Source organism: Povalibacter uvarum (assembly GCF_014202975.1).
Classification (GTDB): Bacteria; Pseudomonadota; Gammaproteobacteria; order Steroidobacterales; family Steroidobacteraceae; genus Steroidobacter; species Steroidobacter uvarum.
In genome coordinates, this window is the sequence record NZ_JACHHZ010000003.1 from 495552 (window position 1) to 510136 (window position 14585).

The window sequence follows — 14585 nt, forward strand, 5'->3', positions numbered from 1 at the left end:
ACGATGCACGCGGATTCGGTTATCCCTTCCACACCTCTGCAAACAGCCGCGCAAAGTTCCCTCCGAGAACCTTGTCGATCCTCTTCTGCGACCACCCGCGAGCGCCCAGATCATTCGCGAGCGTCAGGAATCGCAGCGGATCGTTGTATTGCGGCACCAGATTGAACACATCCGCTGCTTCGCCCGGCGCGGCAATGCCTGCCTTCTGACGTTCTTCGAAGAACTTGCGCTGGTATTCCGCGTACTGCGCATCGAGCTTCACCGCTGACAATACGCCGTCCGTGCCGAGACCGACATGGTCTTCGCCGCAAACGTTCACTGCATGTTCGAGATGCCGGATCAGGTCCTCGGCCTGAGGCTGTCCGGAGGCTCGCAGGAACGGCATGAAGTAGATGCCCGCGACGCCGCCGCGGTCCGCGAGTGCTTTCAGTTCGCGGTCATGCGTGTTGCGCGGCACGTCGACCAGCGCACGACAGCCCGTATGCGTGATGGCCATCGGCGACTTGCATGCCGCGATGCCCTCACTGATGGTGCGCGGACCGGCATGACTCAGATCCACGAGAATGTTCAATCGATTGAGCTCGGCGATCAGTTCGCGACCGAGTGAGCTCAGGCCGCCATCCGCGGGTTCGAGACAGCCATCGCCCATGACATTGCGACGGTTGTAGACGGGCTGGACGATGCGAACGCCGAGCCCATGGAACGTAGGGAGGCGCGACAGGTCCGCATCCAGCATCGTCGTGTCCTGGAACCCGTAGATCAGGCCCATCCGGCCCGTCGACTTCGCGGTCTGCAAATCGCGGCCGGTGAGCACTTTCAGGAACACGTCGGGATGCGCTCCGATCTCACGCTCGCACCAGCCGATGCCAGCGACGGTTTCCTCGAACTTGCGAGGACCGTTGCCGACGCTGTTCACGGTTACGTTGATCGCCGTGACGCCCGAAGCTTTGACATCTGCGATTGCGCGGGCAGACAGCGGCGCATCCGGACCCGCGGAGGGATCGAACTCACCGGGACCGCCCAGTCCATCGATGACGACGGCGCGAGAATAAGCATTCTTCGAGTACGACCGCCGGGTTGCTGCGCCAGCCGCGGTGGCGAGACTGAGTGCCATGGCCGAACCGATGAACGTGCGTCGATCGAGCATTCCGAATGCCTCCCGCGGTAAGTGACGTGCAGAGATTAGCTCCAAAGCTTCGCCGTCGTGAAGGCCGGGATGTCGCGAGGCTCAGTGCGAGTCGCTGGATGAAGGTGGCGTACCGGTTGCGGGTTCGAGACTCACGAAGAACGTCGAGCCTTCACCGGGAACGCTGTCGGCCCAGACCCGGCCGTGCATTCTCTGAACGGCCTTGCGGACGAGCGCGAGGCCGATGCCTGTTCCTTCATAGCCCGATGCATGGAGGCGCTGGAAGATCTCGAAGATCTTCTCGCGGTATTCGGAATCGAAGCCGATGCCGTTGTCGCTGATCCTGAGCAGATACGCTCCGTTTTCGATGGCGGACTCGATGCGGATGCGCGGCGTGACGCCGTCGCGCGAGAACTTCAGTGCGTTCTCGAGCAGGTTTCTGAGCACGATCGCCAGTCCTTCGCGATCCGCCATCACGGGGACATCGCACAACGCGACATCGACGTTCGCATCGGCCTGCCGGAGAGAGTCCGCCATCGTCCGCAATACATCGTCGACGATCTCTGCGCAGTCGATCGCCGCCACGCATTGCTCACGATGCTCGAGCCTGGAGTAGTTCAGCAGGCCTTCGATGAGGGCTGCCATGCGGATCGAGCCCTGTCGCGCCCGATCGATGAGTCGCAGCTCATTGTCTGTAAGCCGATCGCGCGCGCTTTCCTGCAGCAGGGCGTTGAAGCCATCGATGGCGCGCAAAGGTGCCTTCAGGTCGTGCGCGACTGCATACGCGAAGTTCTGCGACTCACGATAGGCTTCCGTGAGTTGCTGGGTTCGCTCCGCCACGCGCAGTTCGAGATCGTCGACCAGTTCGCGATAGCGGGTTTCGCTGTCGCGCAATGACTGCTCCAGTTCCTTGAACGTAGTGATGTCCACATGCGAACCCAGCATGCGCGACATCCGGCCCGCATCGTCGTGGAGCATCCCGCCTTGCGCGAGGATCCATCTGTAAGAGCCGTCGCGATGCTGCAGGCGCTGTTCGCTGACGTATTCGCCCACCGGGTCCTTCAGGTATTCGTCGAGCGCCGCAGTGACTCTGGCACGATCCTCGGGATGCAGGCGCTTGTTCCATTCCTCGAAGCTGTCAGCCATCTCGTGCTCGCCATAGCCGAGCTGTCGTTTCCACTCGGGAGAGAAGCGCACGGCGTTGGTCCGCACGTCCCATTCCCAGAGTCCCACTCCGCCTGCACGCGCGGTCAGTTCGATCATTCGTTCGAGCTCGCCGCGACGCTGTTCTAGCGTGTCGAAGCGCTCGCGGGACTTCTTCAACGCCGCTGCTTGCCGATCGAGTTGCCCTCTCAGGCGCCGGCCTTGCGCATACAGCCACGACTCCCGCACTCCCAGGATGACTGCGAATGCAATGAGGGCCAGTGAGCCGATCTGAATCATTCCGGCACTGATTTCGCGCGCCAGCGCGAACGCGGTCATCGCAATGCACGTCAGGAGAAACGAGGGGACGAGGAGCTCCACCCATTCCTGCGGATCGGCGGTGGGTCGCCGTTCGCCAGTCGCGACGTGGGGATCGCGTCGGATCTCGGCTGCCCACTGATGAAGCGCAAAGGCGATGATCCAGCCGATGTTGAAGAAACTGGTCGCTCCGTACGCGGCGATGATCAGCTCACGCGTGTACAGCACGCCTGAAACCATCTGCGTCCCGAGCGACAGCATCAGGAGCGTTATGGGTGTCAGGCGATGCCCCCAGCGGTAAGACCACAGCAGGTACAGGGCCAGAACGAATGCGATAGCCACGGTCGCGTTCTCGCTGACCACGATGAGCGTGACGGGCAGGGTGTGCCTGGGCGCCAGGAAAGGTCGCGTGAACACGATGACAAGGACGGCCGCGAAACTGCAGAGAATCAGGCTGAGATTGGCAACGCGCAGCCATCGCAGGGGGCGTTCCGGCTGAGTGTTGCGGAGCACGAGCAGGCCCGCGATCATCAGCGGACCGAACGCAAGATAGCCGAGGTCCGAGTAGCTCGGGAATGGCACTGGAACATCGAGCACGATCTCGTACGCATTCCAGATGAGCTGGCCGATGGCCCAGGCTGTCGCGGCCGCAAAGAACAGCAGCCACGCATAGCGTTCGCGTCCATCGACTGCACGGGCGGCCCTGTACGAGCTGATTGCCGCCAGGGTCGAGGCGATGCTCCAGGCGACGTCGTTCAGAATCGCCGTCGCGCGCGAACTGAGATCGCCGAGCGCGATGAGCAGTACGTAGCAAAGCAGGCCGACCAGCCAACTCGAGGCCAGCATCGTGTGGCGCCGCTTTTCTCCCTGTGGTCCCCGCGCCGGGGCCACGGCTTCTTCAGATTGTTCTGTTGATTTCGCCACAAGACGTCAACGACGACCGGACTGGGCGCAGGTTCGAACAAGTCCGGTCGAAGCGCAAGTCCGGCGCACGCAGGCGCCGCGAGTTCTTACGCTAATCCAGCATGCCGATCAGCGCGTCGATGCGGATGTTCGCGAAATTGCAGAAGGTATCGGAGATGGCGTACGGCAGGATGATCTGATCCGCGTGCCGCATGGCTCCGCACGTGTAGACGACGTTGGGAACGTAGCCTTCGCGTTCGGCGGGCTCGGGGCGGATCAGGGGCTCCCGTGAGCGCGCGATGACCTTCGACGGATCATCCTTGTCGAGCAATACGGCACCGATCGAGTATTTTCGTACCGGGCCCACGCCATGGGTCAGCAGCAGCCAGCCTTCGTCGAGTTCGATGGGCGCCCCGCAGTTGCCGATCTGCACGAACTCCCACGGGAACTGCGGTTTCAGGATTGCCGCCCCGCCGTTCCAGACGTGCAGATCGTCGGAGTAGATCAGATAGAGGTTCTCGTTGTCGTGCCGGGCGATCATGGCGAACTGGCCGCCGAACTTGCGCGGGAACAGGCCCATGCCCTTGTTCCGGGCCGCCGTTCCCTGCAGCGGCGTGATGCGGAAGGAGAGGAAGTCGGTCGTTGCGATCAGTTCCGACCGGATCTCCCGGCCGCTGTAGGCCGTGAACGTGGCGTAGTAAACGATGTGGTCGCCGGCATCGAACTTCACGAAACGGGCGTCCTCGATGCCGTTCGACTGCGTCAGCGTCACCGGAAAAATCACGCGTTCGCTGACGTCTTCGTCCGGCCGGAAGACCAGCTCGACTTCATCGCCGTGCGGACCTGTCGTGCGGCTCTGCACCTTCGGAATGGAGGCCAGCGGTGCCGTCGGGTCGAGCGTCACGATGCCGTCGACAGAGATGGTGCCGGTGCGGAAGGTCAGCGAGGAAATATGTCCTTCGCCCACGGCACGCACGCTCAGGATGAAGCGTCGCGAGCCGGGCAGCACATTGGATTGATCGGGATGATCGACGATGCTCGGATTGAACAGCGCCGCCGCCTCGAACGAATACTCGTGCAGGAAGTACGCGCCGACCAGCCGACGCTGCACTCTGGTGAAGTTCTTGTGAGCCGCGAACGCATCCTCCATGTCATCGGCGCGCGATTCGAACGCTTCGAGCAGGTTGCGATGCCGGCCCTGGAAATTCTGCAGGACATCCGCGAGCTGCAGCTCGGCTGTCGCGGCATCGAGTGCCAGTACCCGGTCGACGATATGGTTCGCCCGCGTCTTGTCCGTTGCGTTCAGATCGCGCGGCTCGATCGCAGGCCGGAATGGACGCACGACGACTCGGGCAGGGTTGGGCCGTAGCCAGACTGGCTGGCGGTTGAGCGACGTAACTTGCGACAAGACACCCTCGGCCGGTGCGGCGGAGCTTGGAAATGGATTCAGGCGCGCAGCATTCGCAGCCGCGCGGGCTTCGGCCGATTGCTGACGAGGCGGGCGAACTCACGCATTTCGGCAAGTCCCATCAAGTAGGACACCGCGGACTCGCCGCCGCGATTCTCGTTGGCGCGGTCGGCGTGCAGCCCATCGCGACAGCTACCCGTTTCCGTATCGACCAGCGGTGTGGAGAGATCGTTGCTGCCGAGGAACCATGCGAATGCCCGCTGTGCATCGGACGCCCATTGCGGATCGCCATCCGCACGCCATGCAGCAAGACACGCAGAGATTGCGGCTGCCGCTTCCAGCGGTTGCTGATCGAACGACCGCGGCAAACGGCGCTTGTCGCCGAAGCTGCCCGAGCCGACAGGGCGAAAATGCCCTGCAACGCTTCTTTGCAGTGCCATGAGCCAGCGCAACGATCGCCGACCGGCTGCCGCGTACGCGGGAACGCCAGCGGCGAGACCGGTTACGATCAGGGCCTGCGACAGCCGCGCGTTGTCGTAAGCCAGAACCTCTTCGAACCAGACCCAGTCTTCAGTCTCGACCGACGCCAGGACGGACATCAATCTGTCGGCGAGGAGCCGCCGCATCGACGGGGCCCGGGAATCCTGTGGGGCTACGGTGCAATACGCATCCAGTCCGAGGAGCGTGAAGGCCCACGCACGTGGCGAGTGAAAGCTTTCCGCACTGGGCAATGCTTCGGCAAACAACGCAACAGCCCATTGACGTCGTGTAGCGCTCGAATCGTCCCGCGAGCACTCGCCGAGCGCCCAGAGCGTTCGTCCATTGCTGTCCTCCGAACCGCTGTCTTCGAGCCAGCGGCGTTCGAAACTCATGAAGTTCCGGAATCGCCGGGTGTCGGCGTTCCAGGCGTGCTGGACGAAGGCCGCGATCCGGGTGGTCAGCGCATCGGGCATGCGATGTTCGCCGCCGGTGTTGAGCGCGCAGGCGACCAGGAGTGCGCGGGCATTGTCATCCACGCAATAGCCGTGCGAACGATCGGGTACAGAATGAATCGCGTGCTGGAACAACCCGGTGTCGTCGCACATGGAGAAGAAGTAACCGAGCTGCATGGCCGGCAAGGGCGGACTCTCCTGCACCGTGCCTTCGCCCGGCGAAGCGATGACCTTGAGTCGCTGCAGGCGCCGTATCCGATCGAACGTCGCGAAGTAGCGTTCCGCCGTTCGTTTCCATGTCATCGAGCGGCTGTTCGCATAGGCTTCCGTGCGCATGGCCTGCCGCCTGTTGTCGTTGCACAGCAGTCGCGCGATCTCGGCGCCGATGGCTGCCGCGTCGCCGAACGGCACAAGAATGCCGCGCCCATCTGCGAGCAGTTCACGTGCATGCCAGTAGGGTGTGGACACGACAGCTTTTCCCAGCCCGAAACTGTACGCCAGCGTGCCGGACGTCATCTGCGCCTCGTTGAGATAGGGGGTGACGTAGACATCGCACATCGAGATGAAATCGAGCAGCGTCGGCTGGTCGACGAATCGATTCAGGAAAACGACCTGCTTCTCCAGGCCCAGCGCGTGCACGCGGGCCTGCAGCCGTTCGCGATAAGCCTCGCCTTCGCTGTGCACCAGGTTGGGATGCGTTGCGCCGAGGACGACGTACACCGCATCCGGTCGGCTGCGCAGAATTGCCGGCATGGCATCGATCATGACCTCGATGCCTTTGTTGGGAGAGAGCAGTCCGAAGGTGAGCATGACCGTCCTGCCGTCGAACCCCAGGCGAGCCTTGGCCGCGTCGGGCTCGACGAAAGCAGCATCGGGAATGCCGTGCGGAATGACCTCGATCTTCTCCGCGGCTACGTCGTAGACGTTGCGCAGCAGCTCTCTCGCCTTCTCGGCCATGACGACGATCTTCGCGGAGAGATCGACGAGTCGCTTCATGACGGCTCGCTGGGCCGGTCGCGGTTCGGCGAGCACGGTGTGCAGCGTCGTGACGATGGGCATGGTCAGGCGCGAGAGCAACGCAAGCAGGTGACCGCCCGCCTCACCGCCGAAGATGCCGAACTCGTGCTGCACGCAGACGATGTCGAACTGACCTGCGTTCAGGAAGTCCGCGGCCTCCTCGTATTCCGTCTGCCTGTCATCGTTGATCTGCATGCGGACGACAGAGGGGTAGTCGTAAACGCGACCATGATCTGTCATTGCGACGATGGCGACGTCCACTTCCGGACGCGCGTTGGCGACCGCCTGCTGCAGATCCGTCGTGAACGTCGCGATGCCGCAACGTCGCGGAAGCGAATTGCCGATAAATGCCAGACGCCTGAGTGCGGTCATGCCTGCACCTCCATGGGTAACGCCGCGTAAGCACGCGACCGGTGGTGAATTTGATGCCGCGCCTCGTCAGGCTCGTTTCGGGCACCTCGACTTCTGCGGCACGTGCCGCTTTCGGTGATGTGACGGTACGAAGGCTCCTGCGCATGCGAGTGCAGGTGCCACGGGTCATGGATGGAAACAGCCGGGACACTGTTCGCGTCGGTACGAAAACGATTCGGTTTAGTTGAGTTGACCGCGACTGCGCAGGATGCGCCCGGCCAAAGGAAGTAAAGAGAAAGGTTCAGGCCCGACTGCACTGTACAGTGTCTGCGCCGGTCCCGCTTGGCTTAATTGCCGGGACCGTTCCTCGCAGTCGATAAGCCCGGGTTCGTCGGTCGCTCTTGTCCTGCGCCTCCCTACGCTGGCAGTCAGCTCTGCCCCAGCCCGGCGTCGCGCGCGAGCACTACGGCCTGAGCGCGGCTCTCCACCCCGAGCTTTTCGAAGATCAGCGACACCTGGTTGCGTACCGTCTTTTCCGAGACGTTGAGTGTCGCGGCGATCTGGGCGTTGTCACGAGCGCGGGCGATCAGTTCGAGGATCTCCTGCTGGCGCGGAGACAACGATGCGAAAGCGGCGGGGCCGGGTGCGACAGACGTGTCCGGCAGAAACTGACGCACGGCGTCGATCCAGCGCTGCCAGCCGCGTTCGTGTTCGAGCAGCAGATGATTGCCGCTGTCGATGGAGACGAACTCCGCATCCTCGATGCCGCGGGCGAGCAGGCGTCCTTCTTCGAAGGGAACGCGAACATCATTGACGCTGTGCAGGATCAGGGTCGGGCATTCGACTTCGCGCAGCAGGTGCGTCACGTCGATCACGTTGAACTCGCGCATGAATCGCGCGGCATTCTGCGGCGATGTCGACAGGCGCTCCATCTCGTTGAACCATTCGTGCTGTTCCGGTGTGCCGCCGGGAATGAACTGGGTCGTGAAGAACTGCCTGAACGAAGGGTCCTGCTTGCCCCACCCGAGCTGCGCCAGGCGGCACATCATCTCGGCTTCCTCGCGTTGTTCGTCCGTGTTGCTGCGGATCAGGCGACCGCGAGCGTAGCCGCCGTGCAGCACCAGGTGCGAGACGCGTTCCGGATGTCGCACGGCGTAAGCGATGGCGACAGCGGCACCCTGGGAGATGCCGAGGAGCGCGAAACGCTCGGCACCGACCGCATCCGCGACAGTTTCCAGGTCGCGCACCCAGCTCTCGAAGCTGAGATCGGCCACATCCCAATCCGACAGCCCGCAACCGCGCTCGTCGTATCGCACGAAAGTGGACCGCACCGACAGCTCGCGCAGGAGGTGGTTCCAGACCGGACTCTCCCAATCCTGCTCGATGTGCGAAAGCCAGGTCGCCGCCTTGATGACCACCGGTTCGCCCGAGCCCGAGACGGCATACGCCAGCCGCACGCCGTCGTGGGCTCGTGCGAAACGGATCTGTTGCCGCGGAATGCTCATGGAATCTCGGCTGCTGGACGAATGGGCATGAATGACGGTCCTGGCGGGCAGGTCGGGACACTTGTCCCGCCGCCTTGCTCGTTCGATTCCGGGAACCCGCGCCCCGCGGGACATCTGCCCGCAGACCGGACCACGCCGGCTGCGGAGAATGCCACCTCGCAACAAGCAAGCGGATGGCACGAGCCGTCCGGGGACGATCATATGCATATGAGGGCGGACGTGGAACACCGGGAGAGTGCACTGGATGCTTACGTGCTGGGGCGGACTCAGCGCGAGTACGAACGTCTGACGCGACAGGCGCAGATCTGGGAACCGGTCACCCGACAGGCCCTGGAACGGGCGGGCCTGGAAGCCGGCCACAGTGTTCTCGATGCAGGCTGCGGGTCCTGCGACGTCATGAGATTGATGGCCGATCGCGTCGGTGCGGCCGGCCGGGTGGTTGGCATGGACGTCGACGCCGTGCTGGCCGGTCACGCGATAGAGCAGCTCAGCCAGACCGGCCCGGACGTCTACAGCTTCATCATGGGCGACATCGCGGAAGTGACGCGGATCAATCAGGCGCCGTTCGATCTCGTCTTCGCGCGCTTGCTGCTGTTTCACCTCGCCGACCCGGTCGCCGCGCTGCGTCGGCTCTGGGAATGGGTGCGCCCGGGCGGAACGCTGTTGATCATGGACTACGACATCACCGTCACGCGCAGTGCCGCGCAGATTCCTGTGATCGAACGCACGCTGCGCCTGTGTAACGACACATTCCGTCGTTGTGGGCGGGACATCGAGATCGGGACCCGCATTCCGAGTCTATTCATCGAAGCGGGCATCGGCAGCCCGGACGCCTGCACCGTTTCGAGCGTCATGCTGCCGGCCGCGCCGAGCACTCACATGCTGGGCGATCTGCTCGACAGCCTGCGACCGCAGATCCTTCGACATCGACTCGCCGACCAGCATGCGCTCACGCGTCTCGAGTTCGATCTGCGTGCCGCGGCGGGATCCGACTCCTTCATGCGCTGGCCGGATCTCACCGCGACCTGGAAGCGTAAGCCCGCAGCGGACGCGATGAACTGAATGACTCTCGTGGGGAAGACGACGATGAACTCCAGTGAACGTGGTGACCAGGATCGTATCGACACGCTCTGCCCGAATCGCGCCATCGTGATGGGTGCGAGCATGGCGGGCCTTCTCGCTGCGCGGGTTCTGAGCGAGCGCTTCGATGAAGTGCTCCTCATCGAGCGTGACGCATTGCCCGACTGGCCGGCACTGCGCAAAGGCACGCCGCATGCGGGCCATGCGCATGGACTGCTGGTGCGCGGTCGCGAAGTGCTGGAGGAGCTGTTTCCCGGCTTCACGGAGTCTTTGCAGCGTCGCGGCGGTTTCGTCGGCGACATGCAACGCAATCTGGCATTCCTCGCTGGTGGCCGTCGCTTCGCCTCCGGCATCGGCGGGCGCGTGGGTGTCTGCGCAAGCCGGCCGGTCATCGAGGACGAAGTGCGGCGTCGCGTGAAGGCACTGCCAAATGTCCGTCTCTGCGACCGCATCGACGTAGTGGAACCGGTGTTCGACACCGCACGTCAGGCCGTTGCCGGTGTGCGGGTGCGCGTGCGTCGATCGAAAGCCCCCGATGCCGAGGCGGCGGTGGTGCATCTCGATCCCGCGCACGGCATGCGCGTTCCTGACGACGCTGAGACGTGGTTGGCCGATCTCGTCATCGACGCTACTGGCCGCGGATCGCGCACACCGCGATGGCTGGAGAAGTGGGGCTTTGCGTCGGCTACTGAAGAGCGCATCTGCGTCAACGTTCAATACGCCACCGCCTATTACGAACGCAAAGACGACGAAGGTGACCTTGCCGGCGCCATCAGTTCAGCAACTCCCGATCACCCCTGGCCGGGAGTGCTTCTCGCCCAGGAACCGGTGGACACAGTGAGCTCCCCGAAGCGCTGGGTCGTGACGCTCGCGGGCTACGCGGCAGACCGCCCACCGGAAGATGCGCTGGGCATGCATCACCGTGCGATTGTCACCGGCGCGGATGAAATCATTCGCGTCACTCAAAGAGCCCGAATGCTCGGCGGCGTGACGCGCTTCGGCTTCCCGCACAGTCAGCGTCGTCTGTACGAGAAGCTCGATCACTTTCCCGCCGGATATCTCGTGGTCGGGGATGCCATCGCAAGCTTCAATCCCATCTATGGCCAGGGAATGACCGTTGCAGCGTGCGAGGCGCTCGAGTTGCGTCAGGCGCTCAGGAAATCGCGGACGAACCTGCATCGTCGGTTCTTCGCCGCCTGCGCCAGGGTGATCGATACGCCGTGGCGGATCGCTGCGGGTTCGGACCTGGCGATTCCTGGTGTCTTTGGAGACGAGGCGTTTTCGACGCGAATCGTGAATCGCTATCTGCACCGGCTCTTTCATGCCGCGCAGTACGATTCGACCGTGGCACTTGCATTCGTGCGCGTCGTGCAGATGATCGCTTCGCCTGTGTCGCTGTTTCAGCCGGCAACGATGCTCAGGGTGCTGTGGCAGAACCTTAGTCGACCTCCCGCACGAACGAGCCGCTACGATCAGAAGGCGTCGTCTCACGATCGTGAGCGGCAGGCGGCTTGAGCATCAGAACCGCTTGCCGATCGAGAGGCCGATCGCGTACGGATCGATTTCGACCGTCCCGATGCTGGCGCCATCGACCGTCGCATCCGTGTCGATATCCAGATAACGGACGTCCGCATTGACGAACCAGTCGTTCCTCAGGGCGACGTCGATGCCCAGTTGCGCCGCCAGCCCGAAGGACGGATCCAGCTCGAGATCGGCGCCGCTCAGTGCGCCCGATGTCTTCTCATCGAAGAAAAGCGTGTAGTTGAGGCCGAGTCCCGCATACGGTCGCACGGTTCCGTTCGGATTGAAGTGATACTGCAGGCTCACGGTCGGCGGCAGTTCCTTCGTCGTCGCAACGCGATCCCCGCCGTTCAGATTGATGTCGTGCTCGAATGGAAGCGCTGCAAGGACTTCCAGCCCCCAGTGCGACGTCAGCATGTACGTGCCGTTGAATGTCAGGTTCGTGCTGCCGTCGACATTCACGAGCGAATGATTGTCCGATCTCGGCTGCACGGAGTGCACGCCGATGCGAAAGATCCAGTCGCCGGCATCCTGTGCGTGCACGACGGGAGCCAGGCCCGCGAGCGCGGTGGCGACGATCAATGAATAGGGTTTCATACAGAACTCCGATCACTCTTGAGATTGCAGCCGTATTCTTCGATCACACGCTGCTGTGCACCATCCGGTGCTCCCCTGAAGGGATGCGGGGTTCCTCTTGTCTGTCGTAACATGGCGCCCTCAGCACGGCGGCCCGGAAACCGCCGGAAGATTTCAACAATAATCAGGACAATCCATGGGATCGACGCGCTGCTCGGGCGGGGCTCGGCGAAGACTGATCGCGGCCCTGGCGGTCATTGGTGGCTTCTGCCAATCGGCGAATGGCGCGGATTGGCTGCGTGCCGAGACGGATCACTTCGTCATCTACAGCGATGTGGGTCGCTCCGCGACGCGCGAGTACCTCGAACAGCTCGAGGCGTTCAAGTTCCTTTCCGAGATGCTGCTGGGATCGGGCGAAGAGAGCGCGGCCCGTACGGCGCGCTTCACGATCTACCTGCTCGAGGATCGCGATGACCTGCGTGTCGTACGTCCTGACTTTCACCAGTACGTTGCGGGCGTCTATCTTCATTGCATCGAAGGGGCGCAGGCCTACGCATATCAGCCGCCCACCGCGCTCGGTGAGCAGGAAGCCGGGCTGCGCGTGCTGCTGCACGAGTATGCGCATCATGTGATGTATTCACGCCTGCGAGGTTTCTATCCGGCCTGGTACGTCGAAGGTTTCGCCGAGTATCTGAGCACCGTCTCTCTGCGCGGCAATGTCTATTCGATCGGGGCCAGCCAGCAGGAAAGACTCTTGTGGCTCGAAAGTGCCAGCCGCGTGTGGATCGGCTGGGATGTGATGCTGGACCCGAAGCGGTTCGCGGAAGCCGTGAAGGCGAAGCAGGTCGATTCGTTGCAGTTCTACGCGCAGGCGTGGCTGCTCGCGCACTACATGCTCAGCGATTCCGACCGGGTGAAGGGCTTCAATCAGTATTTCGAAAGCGTGGGCCGGGGCGAGGATGCGCTGCCGGCGTTCGAGGCGGCAACGGGCATGACAGCCGCGAAGCTCGACAAGGCGCTCCGCGCTCACATGCGCCGACTACCGGGTATGCGCGTGAAGGTGCCGCAGCTGCCGGAAGCGGCGGTCAGGATCGCTGAGTTGCCGAAGGAGCAGGGCGACTATCTTCTGTCCGCCTCCGTTAACCGGACGTGCCCCGCACAGGAGCAGGGGAAGCACATACTGGAATCGCTTCGCGCCATGAAAGCAAAGCACGACCGTGAAACGGCCTTTCGCATCGAGCTGAGCCGTGCTGAGCTGCTGTTCGGGGATCGCGAATCCGCGCGGAAGGAACTCGAATTGCTGGTCAAACAGGAGCCTTCGAATTTCGACGTGCTGTACCTGCTGGGTCGCAGCTACTACGAAGCGGCGCAGACTTCAGACGCGCAACGCGCGGACCTGATGACCAAAGCCAGCCGCGAGTTCCTGATCGCTTACCGCCTGGACAAGCTGTACGCGCCGAATCTGTATTTCCTGGCGAAGAGCCTCGATGACTACAGTACGCCGAGCAAGGCCGTCGTGAACTCGGCCATGGGCGCGGCGGTGCTGGCGCCCAGCGTATTCGAGTACGCCATGCACGCGGCCACTATCAGTCTGCGGGCCGGCGATCGGGAGGCGGCTGTTCACGTCCTCCAGCCTTTCGCCAGCAATCCGCACAGCCCCGAACTGGCTGGGCAAGTGGCCGCGATGATCGACGCCATCCGCGACGGCAAAGATCTGCCGGAGGTGATGGACACGATCAGCGAGAAGCCCGCCGAGTAGAGGCGACGTCACCCGCCATCGCGTTTGCGAAATGCAGCCTCGCCGGCGTCCGACACTTCGATCCACTTCGGATCGGGCGCCGCATCCGGCACGTAGCTGTCGTGCCAGTTCCACCACTTGTACGGCTTCTCCTGAGGATATCCCTCGGGTGAGTCTTCCCAGAGCTCCTGTCGGCCGAGCGCAGTCATGTCGAGGTAGCTCCACACCGTCCCGATCGCTTCGTCGCCGCGGCCATTGATGAAATAGGTACGGAAGATCTTTTCGCCATCGCGAATGAACGCATTGTGACCGTGCCATTCGTCGACACCGAAGTCGGCGTCGAAGCTGTCGGTGAGCGTGTACCAGGGGATGTCGGTCCAGCCCATCTGAGACTTCAGTCTCGTGATGTCGGTTTGCGGTGCGCGTGATGCGAACGCGAGCGTCGTGTCTCGGGCGTTCAGATGGGAGAGGTGGCTCACCTGATCCGCAACCATCGAGCAACCGATGCACCCGTGCCCGGGCCAGCCATGCACACCGGGTTCGAAGAACGCACGGTAGATGATCAATTGACGCCGACCCTCGAAGAGGTCGAGCAGGCTGACCTTGCCCCTGGGGCCATCGAATTCATAGTTCTTCTCGACTGCGAGCCATGGCATTCGTCGCCGCTCGGCTGCGAGCGCGTCGCGGCTACGAGTGAATGCCTTTTCCTTGACCAGCATCCGGGCCCACGCAGCTTCCCATTCCTGTTTCGAGACGACCGGCGGGGTTTTCATCGAGTCGTTGCGTTTATCGGGGCGTTTCTCGGGGGGCTTCTTGCTCATTGAAATCTCCACGTCAGGTTCGGCGCAGGATCGCGCTTCGTCATTCCCGCGCAGGCGGGAATCCGTATCTTCAAGACGAAGCACAGTGTGCTCGCCCGACTTAAAGCGGTGGGAGTAACAAGTGTGGCGGCCAGAGGGGGCGCCTT

General features: G+C 63.0%; 10 protein-coding genes. 3 read left to right on the top strand and 7 right to left on the bottom strand.

Going from position 1 to position 14585, the window contains the following annotated elements:
- Positions 1-19: 19 nt before the first annotated feature.
- The 5 genes from HNQ60_RS13490 to HNQ60_RS13510 form a co-directional block, all read right to left on the bottom strand.
- On the bottom strand, positions 20-1147 hold the full coding sequence (locus HNQ60_RS13490; protein ID WP_184332598.1) for a dipeptidase: 1128 nt from the start codon (positions 1145-1147) through the stop codon (positions 20-22).
- Between the two features lie 81 nt (positions 1148-1228).
- Positions 1229-3433 (bottom strand): PAS domain-containing sensor histidine kinase, encoded by a 2205-nt coding sequence (locus HNQ60_RS13495; RefSeq protein WP_184332600.1) that lies wholly within the window; start codon positions 3431-3433, stop codon positions 1229-1231.
- Between the two features lie 169 nt (positions 3434-3602).
- Positions 3603-4898 (bottom strand): glycoside hydrolase family 130 protein, encoded by a 1296-nt coding sequence (locus HNQ60_RS13500; RefSeq protein ID WP_184332602.1) that lies wholly within the window; start codon positions 4896-4898, stop codon positions 3603-3605.
- A 38-nt stretch (positions 4899-4936) separates the two neighbouring features.
- The gene (locus HNQ60_RS13505; protein ID WP_184332604.1) at positions 4937-7219 is read right to left on the bottom strand and encodes a glycosyltransferase family 4 protein; all 2283 of its coding nucleotides are present in this window, start codon (positions 7217-7219) and stop codon (positions 4937-4939) included.
- A gap of 407 nt (positions 7220-7626) precedes the next feature.
- Positions 7627-8703, bottom strand: coding sequence for an alpha/beta fold hydrolase (locus HNQ60_RS13510; RefSeq protein WP_184332606.1), 1077 nt, complete (start codon positions 8701-8703; stop codon positions 7627-7629).
- A gap of 207 nt (positions 8704-8910) precedes the next feature.
- On the opposite strand from HNQ60_RS13510, the gene HNQ60_RS13515 reads away from it, so the two are divergent.
- Both HNQ60_RS13515 and HNQ60_RS13520 read left to right on the top strand, forming a co-directional pair.
- Entirely contained in the window at positions 8911-9765 is an 855-nt protein-coding gene (locus HNQ60_RS13515; protein WP_221304192.1) for a methyltransferase domain-containing protein, read from the top strand.
- A gap of 24 nt (positions 9766-9789) precedes the next feature.
- Complete coding sequence (locus tag HNQ60_RS13520) at positions 9790-11298, top strand: FAD-dependent oxidoreductase (RefSeq protein WP_184332610.1); 1509 nt, start codon at positions 9790-9792, stop codon at positions 11296-11298.
- A 3-nt stretch (positions 11299-11301) separates the two neighbouring features.
- Here HNQ60_RS13520 and HNQ60_RS13525 read toward each other — a convergent pair whose 3' ends face one another.
- Positions 11302-11901, bottom strand: a complete 600-nt coding sequence (locus HNQ60_RS13525) for an OmpW/AlkL family protein (protein ID WP_184332611.1) — start codon at positions 11899-11901, stop codon at positions 11302-11304.
- A 175-nt stretch (positions 11902-12076) separates the two neighbouring features.
- Between HNQ60_RS13525 and HNQ60_RS13530 the strand changes: the two genes are divergently transcribed.
- The gene (locus HNQ60_RS13530; protein ID WP_184332613.1) at positions 12077-13639 is read left to right on the top strand and encodes a tetratricopeptide repeat protein; all 1563 of its coding nucleotides are present in this window, start codon (positions 12077-12079) and stop codon (positions 13637-13639) included.
- Between the two features lie 8 nt (positions 13640-13647).
- Here the strand turns inward: HNQ60_RS13530 and HNQ60_RS13535 are convergent, their stop codons facing one another.
- Positions 13648-14439: a DUF899 domain-containing protein gene (locus HNQ60_RS13535; protein WP_221304193.1), complete on the bottom strand. Its 792-nt coding sequence runs from the start codon at positions 14437-14439 to the stop codon at positions 13648-13650.
- Positions 14440-14585 lie beyond the last annotated feature (146 nt).